The sequence below is a fragment of the Aeromonas sp. 11P genome (assembly GCF_051920165.1).
GTDB lineage: Bacteria > Pseudomonadota > Gammaproteobacteria > Enterobacterales > Aeromonadaceae > Aeromonas > Aeromonas veronii.
The window spans coordinates 1955898-1971109 of sequence record NZ_JBQBDJ010000004.1; the positions used below are offsets into that span (position 1 = coordinate 1955898).

Consider the following 15212-nt stretch of genomic DNA (forward strand, 5'->3'; position numbering starts at 1 on the left):
TCCGACAACACAGGTAGAGGGACAGTTTTTTGTATCAAACCCAGCTGCATGATGATGAGTTCTCCCGTTTCCAACGCTGGCTTCATCAAACGGCGGGGATAGAGCTGTCTCCGGCCAAGAAGGCGCTGGTAGCCAGCCGCTTGGCGAAGCGACTCTGCCACTATGAGCTGGATAGTTATGACGACTACTTCCAGCTCATCATGAACGATCGCAGCAGCGAACTGCAGCTGGCGCTCGATCTCCTTACCACCAACGAAACCTACTTTTTCAGGGAGCCCAAACACTTCGAGTTTCTGACGCGGGAGATAGTCTCAGCGCTCCCGCCCGAGCAATCGCTGCGGGTCTGGAGCGCTGCCAGCTCATCCGGCGAGGAGCCCTACAGTCTGGCCATGACCCTCGCGGAAAAACGCAGCACCTTCAACTGGGAGATCCTGGCCTCCGATATCTCGTCCCGGGTGCTGGAACAGGCGATGAGCGGTCGCTACCCCATCGAGCGGGCGCAAAATATTCCACTGCCCTTTTTGATGAAATATTGCCTCAAGGGTGTGGGCCTGCAGGAGGGCATCTTCATCATCGATCGCAAGTTGCGGGACAAGGTGCAGTTCATGCAGATCAACCTCAATCAGGATCTGCCGGACATCGGCATGTTTGACGTCATCTTCATCAGAAACGTGATGATCTACTTCAACAAGGAGACCAAAGGGCAAGTTTTGCAGCGGCTGGTCCCCAGACTCAAACCCGGTGGCTACCTGCTGGTGAGCCACGCCGAGAGCCTGCATGGCCTGCACCACGGCCTGCAGCTTGTCTCTCCTTCCATCTATCAGAAGAGATAAGTCATGACTCGGGAGGTGATCCTGCAACCGGGAGAGCTCTTTTTTGGCAAGGAGGATGTGGTGGTCAGAACCGTACTGGGCTCCTGTATTGCTATCACCTTGTGGCATCCGGAGCAGAAACAGGGAGGAATGTGTCACTACATGCTGCCAAGTCGGCGCAATCCCTCTGCCAAGCTGGATGGGCGCTATGCCGATGAGGCCCTCGCCTTGCTGCTGCAAGCGGCCAGTCACTATCCCGCCCCCATCCATGAATATGAGGCCAAGCTGTTCGGGGGTGGCAACATGTTTACCGAGCCTCAATACGCACAGAGCGACAACAATGTCGCCACCAAAAATATTCAGGCAGCCTGGCAGCTGACCCGACACCTTGGCCTTGATATCAAGGCTCATCATCTTGGCCATAGCGGCCACCGAAGCTTGCTCTTTGAGCTCAGCAACGGCAGTGTCTGGCTCCGTCATCATCGTCTGCCACATCAACGGGAGTCGCGAGAATGAAGCAGATCAGGGTCATGCTGGTGGATGATTCCGCCGTGGTCAGACAGGTATTGCAAGCGGTGCTGGAGCAGGAGCCTGATATCCGGGTGATCGCCACAGCATCAGATCCCCTGTTTGCCCAGGAAAAACTGAAGAAAGAGTGGCCTGACGTCATCGTGCTCGATGTGGAGATGCCCCGTATGGATGGCATCACTTTTCTCACCAAGATCATGGCAGAGCATCCAACCCCGGTGGTGATCTGCTCCTCCCTCACCGAAAAAGGGGCCGAGACAACCTTGCAGGCAATGGCTGCCGGCGCGGTGGACATCATCACCAAACCGACCATGGGGATAAAAAGCTTTCTGCAAGAATCTGCCCACGACCTAGCCATGGCGGTACGTGCTGCGGCCCAGGCCAATCTCAAGCGCGTGGGCAAGCCCTCCTCTGTAGCAGTCAGCACCAAGCTCAACGCGGATGCCATGCTGGCGCCCAACCAGCACGCCATGGCACAAACCACCGAGCGGCTCATCGCCATCGGCACCTCGACCGGCGGCACCCAGGCACTGGAAGCCGTGCTGACTGCCTTGCCCCGGGTCAGCCCCGGCATTGTCATCGTGCAGCACATGCCGGAGAAATTTACCGCCATGTTTGCCGAGCGGTTGAACGGGGTCTGCCAGATAGAAGTGCGGGAGGCGAGGAACAATGACCGAGTGATCCCGGGGCTGGCACTGATTGCCCCTGGAGGCAAGCATATGCTGCTCAAACGCAGCGGTGCCTACTATCATGTCGAGGTAGTCGACGGGCCGCTTATCAACCGCCATCGCCCCTCGGTGGATGTGCTGTTTCGCTCCGTCGCCAAATATGCCGGCAAGAATGCCACCGGCATCATCATGACCGGCATGGGGGATGATGGTGCCCGGGGATTGCGCGAGATGCTGGATGCGGGTGCCAACACCTATGCCCAGGATGAGGCCTCCTGCGTGGTCTTCGGCATGCCCAAAGAGGCGATCAAGCTGGGAGCCGCCCGCCATGTGCTCCCCTTGCAAGAGATGCAGTACGCCATCCTCGGCAAGTAATCCCTTATCGAGCGTTTTGACCATAAAAAAGTCCGGCTCCCCAAGGGGTGCCGGACTTTTTACATCAACCGGAACCAATCCGGTATCAGGCGAGCAGATTACTCTGCAGCAGGCGCTTCTTCAGCGGCCGGAGCGGCGTCAGCAGCAGGTGCAGCCGCTTCGGTCGGGGCGTTCGCTTCCTTGATGGAGAGACGTACGCGGCCCTGACGGTCCACTTCCAGTACCTTCACCTTGACCACGTCACCGATGGTCAGGTGGTCAGCCACGTTCTGCACGCGAGCGTCGGTGATCTGGGAGATGTGTACCAGACCATCTTTGCCCGGCAGAATGTTGACGAATGCACCGAAATCGGCCAGACGAACAACTTTACCTTCATAGATGCGGTTCACTTCGATCTCGGCGGTGATGGCCTCGATGCGACGGATCGCTTCCATGGCGGCTTCGTTGGCCACGGCGGATATACGTACAGTACCGTCATCATCCAGCTCGATGTTGGTGCCGGTCTCTTCGGTCAGCGCACGGATCACGGAACCACCCTTACCGATCACGTCCTTGATCTTCTCAGGATTGATCTTGATGGTGTGGATACGCGGTGCGAAATCGGAGATCTGGGCACGGGGAGCCTGGATAGCTTCATCCATCACTTTCAGGATGTGCAGACGAGCGCCACGAGCTTGCTTCAGAGCAATCTCCATGATCTCTTTGGTGATGCCTTCGATCTTGATGTCCATCTGCAGCGCGGTCACACCTTCGGTGGTACCGGCTACTTTGAAGTCCATGTCGCCCAGGTGATCTTCGTCACCCAAGATGTCGGACAGCACGACGAAACCTTCTTCTTCCTTCACCAGACCCATGGCGATACCGGCAACGGAGGCCTTGATCGGCACACCGGCATCCATCAGCGCCAGAGAGGAACCACAGACAGACGCCATGGAGGAGGAACCGTTGGATTCGGTGATTTCAGAGACCACTCGCACCACGTACGGGAACTCGGCAGCGCTCGGCATCACGGCAGCAACGCCACGCTTGGCCAGACGGCCGTGACCGATTTCACGACGCTTCGGGCTACCCATCATGCCGGTCTCACCGACACAGTATGGCGGGAAGTTGTAGTGCAGCATGAAGCGATCGGCACGGTTGCCGGTCAGCTCATCGATGTTCTGGGCGTCACGCTCGGTACCCAGAGTGGCCACCACGATGGCCTGAGTTTCACCACGGGTGAACAGGGCAGAACCGTGGGCACGGGGCAGAATGCCGGTACCTACGCTCAGGGCGCGGATCATTTCCGGATCGCGACCATCGATACGCGGCTCACCACGTACGACGCGACCACGAACGATGCGGCTTTCCAGGCTGTGGAACTCTTCGCCGATCTTCTTGGCATCTTCTTCCACACCGGAAGCGATAACTTGCTCAACCACACGCCCCTTGATGGCCGCGATGGTTTCGTAACGAACAGCCTTCTCGGTGATGCGGTAGGCTTCACCCAGTTCGGCGCTCGCCAGCTCGGCAACCTTGGCTTTCAGCGCTTCGTTGACGGCAGGCGGAGTCCAGTCCCACGGCTTGGTGCCGACGGCAGCGGCAAACTCGTTGATCGCATTGATCACGGTCTGCATCTGCTCGTGACCGTATACCACGGCGCCCAGCATGACTTCTTCGGTGAGGATGGCCGCTTCGGACTCTACCATCAGCACGGCGTTGGCAGTACCGGCAACTACCAGATCCAGGTCGCTCTGCGGCAGTTCGGTGGTGGTTGGGTTCAGCACATACTGACCGTTCATGTAACCCACGCGAGCAGCACCGATCGGGCCGCCAAACGGGATACCGGAGATGGCCAGTGCAGCAGAGGCACCGATCATGGCAACGATGTCGGGGGATACGGCCGGATTCACGGACATGACGGTCGCAACGACCTGAACCTCATTGAGGAAGCCTTCCGGGAACAGCGGACGAATAGGACGGTCGATCAAACGTGAGATGAGGGTCTCACCTTCGCTCGGACGGCCTTCACGACGGAAGAAACCACCCGGGATACGACCAGCAGCATAGGTACGCTCCTGGTAGTTGACGGTCAGCGGGAAGAAATCACGGCCGTGATCGGCCTCTTTCTTGCCGACTACGGTCACAAATACGCAGGTATCGTCCATGCTGACCATAACGGCCGCAGTGGCTTGACGGGCCATCACACCGGTTTCCAGAGTGACGGTGTGTTGACCGTACTGGAATGACTTTACAATAGGATTCACGTGAATTTCCTTTTTACAATTTGGCTCTTTAAATTCGCGCACAAGTATACTTGATTCGATGCAAAAGGTAAGCGGCGACGCGAATTCTGTGAGGCAAGCAACGGCTTGAAGAGCAATAAAAAAGGGGAACCTGACGGTTCCCCTTTTTCGCGAAATCTGATGGTCGATTAACGACGCAGACCCAGCTTGGCGATCAGAGCAGCATAACGCTCGGAATCTTTACGCTTCAGGTAGTCCAGCAGCTTACGACGCTGGGAAACCATGCGCAGCAGACCGCGACGACCGTGGTGGTCCTTGGAGTGCTCTTTGAAGTGACCTTGCAGATGGTTGATCTGGGCAGTCAGCAGGGCAACTTGCACTTCGGGGGAACCGGTGTCGTTGGCGCAACGAGCGTTGTCAGCAACGATTTGAGCTTTGATCTCAGCATTTAGAGACATGGTAATACTCCAGTAGAGTGTTTAAAGGTTCACAGCCAATCTCTAATTCAGCCGTGAAATGAGGGCGGTATCATAATCTTCCCCGCCCCTTTTCGCAACGATAAAGAGGCGAAACGGGAAAGACGCGCTGATACCGCCTGAGGATCACTCCTCGTCGTGATAACGCACCAGTCGCTTGGGAGCGACGCGGCCATCATCATCAATCTCGCCAACCCCGATGAACTCGCGCTCCGGGCCGACCGTCATGCGAACCTGACCGCTTTGCGGCGCACCTGCCACCTGCACGGCCTGGCCCTGATTCACATAGGCAGCCACAACAGCCAGCATGTTCACCTCGGGCAAGCTTGCTACGGCGGTGTCCATCGGCAGCAACAGCGGATCCAGCTGCTCGCGCGGCGGGATACTCTCGGCCTTGGCCTGCTCGAAGATGCACTCGAGCTGCTCCAGGGTCAGCATCCGCTCGTACGGATAGCTGGCAACCTGGGTACGGCGCAACTGGGTCACGTGGGCGCCACAGCCCAGCACTTCACCCAGATCATCCACCAGAGAGCGGATGTAGGTGCCTTTGCTGCAGTGCACTTCAAGGCGCACTTCATCACCTTCAAAGCTCAGCAGTTTGAGCTCGAATACGGTGATGGGACGGGCTTCACGCTCGATCTCGATGCCTTCGCGGGCATATTCGTAGAGCGGACGGCCGTTGTGCTTGAGCGCGGAGTACATGGACGGCACCTGCATGATGGGGCCGCGGAACTGGTCCAGCGCCTCGATCAGGGTACCGACAGCCACGTTCACCGGACGGGTGGAGACCACCTCACCATCGGAGTCGCTGGTGTTGGTGCGCTCGCCCAGTTTGGCGGTCACCTCATAGCGTTTGTCCGCTTCCAGCAGATACTGGGAGAACTTGGTGGCCTCACCGAGGCAGATCGGCAGCATGCCGGTCGCCAGCGGATCCAGTGCGCCGGTGTGACCGGCCTTGGCAGCGTTGTAGATGCGCTTGACCTTCTGCAACACATCGTTGGAGGTCAGGCCGGTCGGCTTGTCCAGTAGCAGAATGCCGTGCACATCACGGCCCTTGAAACGACGTCTTCGGGTCATCTCAGGCTTTATCCTCAGTCGTGTCATCCGGTGCGGATTCAGCTTCTTCGTCACGGCCGGATTCGGCCATGCGACGCTTGTCTTCACGCACAGTGTTGGTCACCAGGTTGGAGAGACGCATCCCCTCGACCAGGGTCTGGTCGTAGTAGAAACGCAGCTCGGGCACCACGCGCAGACGCATGGCACTGCCCAGCAGACTACGGATATATCCGGCTGCTTCGGTCAGACCCTGCAAGCCTTCCTTGATGCGCTCGGCATCATTTTCCAGCTGCAAGAAGGTGACGTAAATCTTGGCATAGTTGAGGTCACGGGACACTTCCACATCGGAAACGGTCACCATGCCGATGCGCGGGTCTTTCACCTCGCGCTGCAGGATCAGCGCGATTTCACGCTGGATCTGCTGTCCGACCCGACGGGTCCGGCTGAATTCTCTGGCCATATTCTATCCTGCGATAAAAGGGGGCCGCGGCCCCCTATTTTGTCTAACTCTCGGCTTACAGAGTCCGTTGGATTTCAACAGTCTCGTAAACTTCGATCTGGTCGCCTTCGCGCACGTCGTTGTAGTTCTTGACCGCGATACCACACTCGTAGCCGTTGCGAACTTCGTTGACGTCATCCTTGAAGCGGCGCAGGGATTCCAGCTCGCCTTCATAGATAACCACGTTGTCACGCAGGACGCGGATACGGTTGGAACGCTTGACCACACCTTCGGTAACCATACAGCCGGCAACGGCGCCGAACTTCGGAGACTTGAAGACGCTACGCACTTCAGCCAGACCGATGATCTCCTGACGATACTCAGGGGCCAGCTTGCCGCTCATGGCCTGCTTCACTTCGTCGATCAGGTCATAGATGACGGAGTAGTAACGCAGATCCAGGCTCTCGGATTCGATGACCTTGCGCGCAGATGCGTCGGCACGGACGTTGAAACCAACCAGGATGGCGCTGGAAGCAGCAGCCAGGGTCGCGTCGGTTTCGGTGATACCACCTACGCCGGAACCCACGATCTTCACCTTCACTTCGTCGGTGGAGAGTTTGACCAGCGCATCGCAGATCGCTTCCACAGAACCTTGTACGTCGGCCTTGATCACCACGTTCACTTCGGACACTTCGCCCTCGGTCATGTTGGCGAACATGTTTTCCAGCTTGGCCTTCTGCTGGCGAGCCAGCTTGACTTCGCGGAACTTGCCCTGACGATAAAGCGCCACTTCACGGGCTTTCTTCTCGTCACGGACAACGGTGGCTTCGTCACCGGCAGAGGGAACGCCGGACAGACCCAGGATTTCCACCGGCAGGGACGGACCCGCTTCCTTGATCTCGCGACCCAGTTCGTCACGCATGGCGCGAACACGGCCGTACTCGAGACCACACAGAACGATGTCGCCCTGACGCAGAGTACCTTCTTGAACCAGTACGGTAGCAACCGGACCACGACCTTTATCCAGGAAGGATTCGATCACGACGCCGTTGGCCATGCCATCAACCACCGCTTTCAGCTCCAGTACTTCGGCCTGGATCAGGATGGCTTCCAGCAGGTCGTCGATGCCTTCACCGGACTTGGCGGACACGTGCACGAACTGGCAGTCTCCACCCCAATCTTCGGACATGACGTTGTAACGGGCCAGTTCGGTCTTGACGCGATCCGGATCCGCTTCTGGCTTGTCGATCTTGTTGACCGCAACAACCAGCGGCACACCGGCAGCCTTGGCGTGCTGGATAGCTTCGATGGTTTGCGGCATCACGCCGTCGTCCGCTGCAACAACCAGAACAACGATATCGGTCGCCTTGGCACCACGAGCACGCATGGAGGTAAACGCCGCGTGACCCGGAGTATCCAGGAAGGTGATCATGCCACTGTCGGTCTGGACGTGGTAAGCACCGATATGCTGGGTAATACCACCGGCTTCGCCAGCAGCAACCTTGGCTTTACGAATGTAGTCGAGCAGCGAGGTCTTACCGTGGTCAACGTGACCCATGATGGTCACGACCGGTGCGCGCGGCTTGGCTTCGGAGGTCTCGTCACGATCGGACAGTACCGCCTCTTCCAGCTCGTTCTCACGACGCAGCACAACCTTGTGACCCATCTCCTCGGCGACCAGCTGAGCGGTCTCCTGGTCGATCACCTGGTTGATGGTGGCCATGGCCCCCATCTTCATCATCACCTTGATGACTTCAACGCCCTTGACAGCCATCTTGTTGGCCAACTCGGCCACGGTGATGGTCTCGCCGATAACGACGTCGCGGTTCACCACGGCAGCCGGCTTGTTGAAGCCGTGCTTCATGGCGTTCGGCATGGCGACCTTGCCGCGCTTGCCTTTACGGGCTCGCGGGTTGCGAGAGTCGCGATCATCTTCACGACGACCGGCTTTCTTCGGTGCCTTGGCAGCAGCGGCAGTACGGCGGCTGGTCTCTTCCTTCCGATCCAACTCGTCTTCTGCGGCTTGCGCATGCTTGTTGGTGGTCAGATGGTAGTCGCTGCTCTCTTTGGCGCGAGCGGCCTCTTCTTCAGCCCAGCGGGCTGCGTTCTGTTCCGCCATGAGACGAGCCTCTTCGGCTTTCTTCGCGGCGAGTTCTTCAGCTTTTTTCAAAGCTGTTTGTTCCTGTTGGCGCTTCAGTTCTTCTGCTTCGCGCTTGGCCATCTTTTCTGCCTCTTGCTGAGCTGTGCTACTGGCTGCTTTGGCGGGCTGTGAAGCCTGTCGAGCCTTTGATTGTGCCTCGATCCGCGCCTTTTCCTCAGCTTCACGACGAGCTTGCTCAGCCTCACGGCGAACCTTCTCTTCAGCTTCGAGGCGAGCCTTCTCTTCGGCCTCGCGACGAGCTTTTTCTTCTGCTTCCAAACGCGCTGTTTCCTCGGCTTCCGCCTGACGCTGTTCATCTTCCAGCGCCGAGCGTCTTACATAGGTGCGAGACTTGCGCACTTCTACCTGCACTTCCTTGTTCTTGCCGCCAGTCCCCTGAACACTGATGGTGCTCTTGGTCTTGCGCTGCAAGGTCATGCGGGCAGGAGCGGCGACCTCGTCACCTCCATGCTGTTTCTTCAGGTGTGCCAGCAGAGCCTGTTTCTCAGACTCGCTGACCATGTCGTCGGCCTTGCTCTTGCTGATACCGGCATCGACAAACTGCTGGAGAAGACGATCAACCGGTGTGTCGATGTCAGTGGCAAGTTGTTTGACTGATACTTCTGCCATTCATTTTCCTCCGTTTGATCTTACTCGGACTGCTCTTCTCCGAACCAACAGATATTGCGAGCAGCCATAATGAGCTCACCTGCCTTCTCGGCAGTCAGCCCTTCAATATCAGCAAGGTCATCGATACCTTGCTCAGCCAAATCTTCCAGGGTGCCCACGCCACGGCCCGCCAGAGCGTAAGCCAGTTCGCGGCTCAGACCGTTCAGATTGAGCAACTCTTCGGACGGCTCAACGCCATCGAAAGATTCTTCTTTGGCCAGTGCCTTGGTAGTCAGGGCATCTTTGGCGCGCTTGCGCAGCTCTTCGACCATGTCTTCATCCAGACCGTCGATAGCCAGCAGCTCGTTGACCGGTACAAAGGCGATCTCTTCCAGGGTAGAGAAGCCCTCTTCCATCAGCAGACCGGCGAAATCGTCGTCGATATCCAGAGTGCTGGTGAACAGGTTCATGATGCGGTCGTTTTCGGCCTGGTGCTTGGCACGCATGTCCTCAACGGTCATCACGTTCAGCTCCCAACCGGTCAGCTGGGAGGCCAGACGCACGTTCTGACCATTGCGACCGATGGCCTGAGCCAGGTTGGCAGCTTCCACGGCGATATCCATGGTGTGGTTATCTTCATCAACGATGATGGAGGCCACATCGGCAGGAGCCATGGCATTGATCACGTACTGGGCCGGGTTGTCATCGTACAGCACGATGTCTGCACGCTCACCACTCAGCTCGGCGGAGACAGCTTGCACACGGGCACCACGCATACCGATACAGGCACCGATCGGGTCGATACGACGATCGTTGGTCTTCACCGCGATCTTGGCGCGGGAACCCGGATCACGGGCAGCGCCCATGATTTCGATCATCTCTTCACCGATCTCCGGTACTTCAATACGGAACAGCTCTTTCAGGAAGTCCGGGCTGGAACGGCTGACAAACAGCTGGGAACCACGGGCTTCCGGGCGTACTGCGTAGAGCAGGCCACGGACACGGTCGCCCGGGCGGAAGGTTTCACGCGGCAGCATGTCATCACGGAAGATCACGGCTTCAGCATTGCTGCCCAGATCCAGAATGACGTTGTCGCGGTTGCTCTTCTTGACCACACCACTGATGATGGTGCCTTCTTTATCTTTAAACTGATCAACTACTTGTGAACGCTCGGCTTCGCGCACTTTCTGCACGATAACCTGCTTGGCGGTCTGGGTAGTGATACGGTCGAAGGTCACAGAGTCGATCTGGTCTTCAACATACTCACCGATCTGGATTTCCGGCTGATCAATCTGCGCCGCTTCCAGGGTGATTTCAGCATAGGGGTTCTCCATCGCGGCTTGATCCGCAATGACTACCCAGCGGCGATAAGTATCGTAGTCACCGGTCTTGCGATCGATTTCGACCCGAACCTCAATCTCGCCTTCATATTTCTTCTTGGTCGCAGTCGCCAGCGCGGTTTCCAGAGCCTGGAAGATCTTCTCGCGGGGTACCGCTTTCTCGTTGGATACTGCGTCAACGACCAGCAAAATCTCTTTATTCATATCCGATAGCCTCGTTAACCAAAGTTCGGCACTATGTTCGCTTTTTGGATATTGGTGAAAGCCAACACGTCGTCCTTACCATCTACTGTCAGGGTGATCATGTCGCCTTGCACAGCTTTGATTACGCCTTTGAACTTGCGGCGGTTGTTTGTTGCCATCCGAAGCGTTACCGCCGCCTCTTGGCCAACGTATTTTTCGAAATGGGCAACCTTGAACAGCGGACGATCCAGGCCTGGAGAGGACACCTCGAGGTAGTACTCCTCGGTGATGGGATCTTCGACGTCCATGATGGCGCCAACCTGATGGCTGACCTCTGCACAGTTCTCGACAGTCACACCCTGCTCGCCGTCGATATAGACACGCAAGGTGGAGTGTTTACCCGCGCGGATAAACTCAATACCCCAAAGTTCAAAACCCAAGGCAACGACCGGAGCCTCGAGCAGATCGGTCAAACGTTGTTCCAACGTAGCCAAAGTCACCCTCCGAAAAACAAAAAAAGGGCATAAAGCCCAGATAGATATCGATTCAGAGTAAATTGCACATAACAAAAAGCCCCGATGTCAAATCGGGGCTTGGCGCTTTACCCTGATTGTCGCCTCGCAGCGACCGCCTTCCTGAGCGTAGGAAATGCGTGAAATTTGGTTGCGGGGGCCGGATTTGAACCGACGACCTTCGGGTTATGAGCCCGACGAGCTACCATGCTGCTCCACCCCGCGTCCGAAATCGTGCGAGATTATAGCCACTTCACTCTCTCGATACAAGACTGATTGGCTATAATACACTCGGTTTCCCGAGCTCACTGCTTAATTGGTGCCGTGGGCGGGACTCGAACCCGCACACCCTAGAGCACTACCCCCTCAAGATAGCGTGTCTACCAATTCCACCACCACGGCAAAACTCTTACTCGGGAACGTCAGTATCTTTCTTCACTGGCGCTTTGCTCTGCTCAACCTGTTGGGTTTGTTGCAGATTTTCCCACTCACTACCCTGCTTGACCTTGTTGCTGGACATAGATCCGAGCACCAGGCTGATAACGAAGAACAGAGTAGCCAAAATTGCTGTTGTTCGGGTCAGGAAACTGCCTGAACCACCGGAGCCGAATACTGTGTTCGATGCCCCTGCGCCGAAGGAGGCGCCCATATCAGCCCCTTTACCTTGCTGAATCATCACCAGACCAATCAGAGCCAGTGAAACCAGCAGATAAACGACTAAAAGAATCTCGTACATTTAACTTGCACCCTTTGCCGCTTCAACAATTCCTAAAAACGCATCGCTATCGAGGCTTGCTCCGCCAATCAGTCCGCCATCAATGTCGGGCTGTGCAAACAAATCTCTCGCGTTGCTCGGCGTTACGCTCCCACCATAGATGATTCTAACTTTCTCACCTATTACCGGAGTATCCTCCGCCAAGCGACCACGTATAAAGGAATGAACCTCTTGTGCCTGCTCGGGTGTGGCGCATTTACCTGTACCTACAGCCCAAATCGGCTCGTAGGCGATGATAGCATTATCGAAAGCCATCGCGCCATTTTTCTCTATGACGATATCCAGCTCTTCAGCGATCACCTCGAAGGCTCTTCTCGCCTGCCTAGCCGCACCTGATTCACCTAAACAGAGGATGGGAATCAAGCCTGCCGCTCTGGCTGCCGCAAACTTCTCTGCGACGATAAAACTGGTCTCACCAAAGAGACGCCTACGCTCGGAGTGCCCTACCAATACGTAACGACACCCTGCCTCAACCAGCATCCGACACGAGATTTCTCCAGTGTAAGCGCCAGTAGCGTGCTGACTCACATTCTGAGCCCCCAACTTTATTACCTTCTGCTCATTGAGCAGTGAAGCACTAAAGTCGAGATGCACATGGGAAGGACATAGAACCACATCTACTTTTCCGTCAACGCCGTCTAGGCACTGACTCGTAAACTGCTCTAACTGCGACCTACTACCGTGCAACTTCCAGTTGGCTGCTACAAACGGCTTGCGATGTCCCATCGGCAACTCCCTTGCGAAAGCGGGGCTGATAATATCCAGAGGATGCTCAGCTGACAAGTGCTATTTTTAAATTTTTGAATCGTTTGAACAAGATACAACCAGGGCAGCTAAAAAGCCGCCCTGGTTGTTCATTAAAACGCCGATTCAACCTGCTTGGCGATGCGCTGAGCCATGTCACGCACCTGCTGTTCATGCTCCCCTTCGACCATGACCCGGATCAGCGGTTCGGTACCTGATTTGCGCAACAGTACGCGACCACGGCCAGCCAACTCCTGTTCTACCTTGGCAACCTCAGCCATGACAGCATCAGCGGCCAGCGGATCCTTGCCTTCGGCAAAGCGAACATTCACCAGCACCTGCGGGAACTTGCTCATGCCGGAGCGCAGCTTGGCCAGCGGCATCTCGGCACTGCGCATGGCGGTAAGCACCTGCAAGGCGGCTACGATGCCATCACCCGTAGTGGTTTGATCCAGACAGATTATGTGGCCGGAGTTCTCGCCACCGATGCGCCAGCCCTTCTCTTCCATCATCTCCAGCACATAGCGGTCGCCCACCTTGGCACGGGCAAACGGAATGCCCAGAGTTTGCAGCGCCAGCTCCAGACCCATGTTGGCCATCAGGGTGCCGACGACACCGCCTTTGAGGCGACCATTGCGCAGAGCATCGCGTGCGATGATATAGAGCACTTCATCACCGTCGATGAGATAGCCGGTATGGTCAACCATGATCAGACGGTCACCATCACCATCAAAGGCAACCCCCAGATCAGCCTTGCACTCCAGTACCTTGGCAACCAGAGCGTCAGGCGCAGTCGAACCGACACCATCGTTGATGTTGAGACCATCCGGGGCACAGCCCATGGTGATCACTTCAGCACCCAGCTCGCGGAAAACCGACGGCGCAATGTGGTAAGTGGCGCCGTGGCCACAGTCGACCACCATTTTCACCCCATCCAGATTCATGTGGGAGGGGAAGGTGCTCTTGCAAAATTCGATATAGCGACCGGCGGCATCATCAATGCGGACCGCTTTGCCAAGCTCAGCAGATTCGACACACTTGAGCTCGTGATCCAGCTCGGCTTCGATAGCCAGCTCGACATCATCGGGCAGCTTGGTGCCATCGGCGGAGAAGAACTTGATGCCGTTGTCATAGAAGGGGTTGTGTGAGGCGCTGATGACGATGCCAGCTTCGGCACGGAAAGTGCGAGTCAGGTAGGCAACCGCCGGCGTGGGCATCGGCCCCATCAGAATGGCCTTGAGGCCTGCCGCAGAGAGCCCCGCTTCAAGCGCGGATTCCAGCATATAGCCAGAGATGCGGGTATCTTTGCCAATCAGCACCTTTTTGGTGCCCTTCTTGGAGAGCACTTTGCCGGCAGCCCAACCCAATTTCATCACGAAATCAGGGGTGATCGGGTATTCGCCAACCTTGCCGCGCACACCATCGGTACCGAAATACTTTCTTGCCATTGTCTGTTCTCTTTATTATCTGGAAATAAAATCTTGTCCCGTCATTGCCAGCCAACCGACGCGCAATGCGTCCATGGTCTCCCGTACATCGTGTACCCTGATGATGCGGGCTCCATGCTGCATGCCGATAAGGGCGCATGCCAGACTGCCCGCCAGACGCTCATCCACCGGACGGCCCAGCAGGTTGCCTATCATAGACTTTCGCGACATCCCCACCAATAGCGGCAAGCCATATTCAAGCAGTTCCTTTTGAGCCGCCAATAGCTGATAGTTGTGTGCAAGGGTCTTGCCAAAGCCATATCCCGGATCCAGCAACAGCTCATCACGACGGATCCCGGCGGCCAGACAAGCCGCAATGCGCTCATCAAAAAAGGCGCGTACCTCTCCGATCAGATCGTCATAGTGGGGCTCGACCTGCATGGTTCGCGGCTGCCCCTGCATATGCATCAGACAGACTGGAACAGCAGCCTCGGCCGCTGCCTGCAGTGCTCCCGGCTCTTGCAGCGCCCGCACATCGTTGATCAGATGGGCACCCGCCTGGCAACCCTCCCGCATCACCGCCGCTTTGGAAGTATCGAGAGAGATCATCACATCCAGCTCACGGACCATCTGTTCCACGACAGGAATGACCCTGTCCAGCTCCTCCTGCTCGCTCACATCGGGCGCACCAGGGCGGGTAGACTCGCCACCGATGTCGATGAGGGTCGCACCGTCAGAGACCATCTGCCGCGCATGGGCCATGGCCCGTTCAAACTGGTTGAAATTGCCACCATCGGAGAAGGAGTCGGGCGTCACATTGAGGATCCCCATCACATGGGGACGATCGAGAGAGAGGCTAAGCCCCTTGCTGGTTAACTGCATTTTCACGTCCATCTGATAAAG

General features: G+C 56.9%; 14 protein-coding genes and 2 tRNA genes. 3 read left to right on the top strand and 13 right to left on the bottom strand.

The genetic code is table 11. The features are described from left to right. Window positions 1-29: 29 nt before the first annotated feature. Genes ACTG1P_RS08880 through ACTG1P_RS08890 form a run of 3 tightly spaced genes read left to right on the top strand, consistent with a single transcriptional unit; the run spans window position 30 to window position 2383 of the window. Entirely contained in the window at window positions 30-833 is an 804-nt protein-coding gene (locus ACTG1P_RS08880; RefSeq protein ID WP_005349557.1) for a CheR family methyltransferase, read from the top strand. Between the two features lie 3 nt (window positions 834-836). Continuing rightward, on the top strand, window positions 837-1328 hold the full coding sequence (cheD, locus tag ACTG1P_RS08885; RefSeq protein ID WP_058059429.1) for a chemoreceptor glutamine deamidase CheD: 492 nt from the start codon (window positions 837-839) through the stop codon (window positions 1326-1328). Next, complete coding sequence (locus ACTG1P_RS08890; RefSeq protein ID WP_440001049.1) at window positions 1325-2383, top strand: protein-glutamate methylesterase/protein-glutamine glutaminase; 1059 nt, start codon at window positions 1325-1327, stop codon at window positions 2381-2383. The genes cheD and ACTG1P_RS08890 overlap by 4 nt, the downstream gene beginning before the upstream one ends. 98 nt (window positions 2384-2481) lie before the next feature. Here ACTG1P_RS08890 and pnp read toward each other — a convergent pair whose 3' ends face one another. From pnp to folP, 13 genes are all read right to left on the bottom strand, one after another. Beyond that, window positions 2482-4629, bottom strand: a complete 2148-nt coding sequence (gene pnp / locus ACTG1P_RS08895) for a polyribonucleotide nucleotidyltransferase (RefSeq protein WP_278172128.1) — start codon at window positions 4627-4629, stop codon at window positions 2482-2484. A gap of 167 nt (window positions 4630-4796) precedes the next feature. Then, the gene (gene rpsO / locus ACTG1P_RS08900; RefSeq protein ID WP_005338797.1) at window positions 4797-5066 is read right to left on the bottom strand and encodes a 30S ribosomal protein S15; all 270 of its coding nucleotides are present in this window, start codon (window positions 5064-5066) and stop codon (window positions 4797-4799) included. Window positions 5067-5210: 144 nt separating this feature from the next. Beyond that, complete coding sequence (gene truB / locus ACTG1P_RS08905) at window positions 5211-6161, bottom strand: tRNA pseudouridine(55) synthase TruB (RefSeq protein ID WP_005338798.1); 951 nt, start codon at window positions 6159-6161, stop codon at window positions 5211-5213. Window position 6162: 1 nt separating this feature from the next. Next, on the bottom strand, window positions 6163-6600 hold the full coding sequence (gene rbfA, locus ACTG1P_RS08910; protein WP_005338799.1) for a 30S ribosome-binding factor RbfA: 438 nt from the start codon (window positions 6598-6600) through the stop codon (window positions 6163-6165). Window positions 6601-6655: 55 nt separating this feature from the next. Beyond that, complete coding sequence (gene infB, locus ACTG1P_RS08915) at window positions 6656-9349, bottom strand: translation initiation factor IF-2 (protein ID WP_440001050.1); 2694 nt, start codon at window positions 9347-9349, stop codon at window positions 6656-6658. Window positions 9350-9369: 20 nt separating this feature from the next. Further along, the gene (nusA, locus tag ACTG1P_RS08920) at window positions 9370-10872 is read right to left on the bottom strand and encodes a transcription termination factor NusA (RefSeq protein ID WP_005338808.1); all 1503 of its coding nucleotides are present in this window, start codon (window positions 10870-10872) and stop codon (window positions 9370-9372) included. Between the two features lie 14 nt (window positions 10873-10886). After that, window positions 10887-11345 carry a ribosome maturation factor RimP gene (rimP, locus tag ACTG1P_RS08925; RefSeq protein WP_005338809.1) on the bottom strand — a complete coding sequence of 153 codons (459 nt, stop codon included), beginning with the start codon at window positions 11343-11345 and terminating at the stop codon, window positions 10887-10889. 166 nt (window positions 11346-11511) lie between these two features. Next, window positions 11512-11588: transfer RNA gene (locus ACTG1P_RS08930), tRNA-Met, on the bottom strand. A gap of 92 nt (window positions 11589-11680) precedes the next feature. After that, window positions 11681-11765, bottom strand: a tRNA-Leu gene (locus ACTG1P_RS08935). Between the two features lie 7 nt (window positions 11766-11772). Beyond that, window positions 11773-12099, bottom strand: a complete 327-nt coding sequence (gene secG / locus ACTG1P_RS08940; RefSeq protein ID WP_159157528.1) for a preprotein translocase subunit SecG — start codon at window positions 12097-12099, stop codon at window positions 11773-11775. Further along, window positions 12100-12864: a triose-phosphate isomerase gene (gene tpiA / locus ACTG1P_RS08945; protein WP_440001051.1), complete on the bottom strand. Its 765-nt coding sequence runs from the start codon at window positions 12862-12864 to the stop codon at window positions 12100-12102. It abuts the gene before it with no gap. Between the two features lie 131 nt (window positions 12865-12995). Continuing rightward, a complete protein-coding gene (glmM, locus tag ACTG1P_RS08950) occupies window positions 12996-14330 on the bottom strand; it encodes a phosphoglucosamine mutase (protein ID WP_005338823.1) in 1335 nt (444 codons plus the stop codon). Between the two features lie 15 nt (window positions 14331-14345). After that, entirely contained in the window at window positions 14346-15191 is an 846-nt protein-coding gene (gene folP / locus ACTG1P_RS08955; RefSeq protein WP_440001052.1) for a dihydropteroate synthase, read from the bottom strand. Between the last annotated feature and the right edge of the window lie 21 nt (window positions 15192-15212).

Excerpts from the sequence above, each read along its gene's own strand:
- infB (WP_440001050.1), bottom strand. The coding sequence starts at position 9,349 with ATGGCAGAAGTATCAGTCAAACAACTTGCCACTGACATCGACACACCG.
- cheD (WP_058059429.1), top strand. The coding sequence starts at position 837 with ATGACTCGGGAGGTGATCCTGCAACCGGGAGAGCTCTTTTTTGGCAAG.
- truB (WP_005338798.1), bottom strand. The coding sequence starts at position 6,161 with ATGACCCGAAGACGTCGTTTCAAGGGCCGTGATGTGCACGGCATTCTG.
- rpsO (WP_005338797.1), bottom strand. The coding sequence starts at position 5,066 with ATGTCTCTAAATGCTGAGATCAAAGCTCAAATCGTTGCTGACAACGCT.
- tpiA (WP_440001051.1), bottom strand. The coding sequence starts at position 12,864 with ATGGGACATCGCAAGCCGTTTGTAGCAGCCAACTGGAAGTTGCACGGT.
- glmM (WP_005338823.1), bottom strand. The coding sequence starts at position 14,330 with ATGGCAAGAAAGTATTTCGGTACCGATGGTGTGCGCGGCAAGGTTGGC.
- rbfA (WP_005338799.1), bottom strand. The coding sequence starts at position 6,600 with ATGGCCAGAGAATTCAGCCGGACCCGTCGGGTCGGACAGCAGATCCAG.
- ACTG1P_RS08890 (WP_440001049.1), top strand. The coding sequence starts at position 1,325 with ATGAAGCAGATCAGGGTCATGCTGGTGGATGATTCCGCCGTGGTCAGA.
- folP (WP_440001052.1), bottom strand. The coding sequence starts at position 15,191 with ATGCAGTTAACCAGCAAGGGGCTTAGCCTCTCTCTCGATCGTCCCCAT.
- secG (WP_159157528.1), bottom strand. The coding sequence starts at position 12,099 with ATGTACGAGATTCTTTTAGTCGTTTATCTGCTGGTTTCACTGGCTCTG.
- nusA (WP_005338808.1), bottom strand. The coding sequence starts at position 10,872 with ATGAATAAAGAGATTTTGCTGGTCGTTGACGCAGTATCCAACGAGAAA.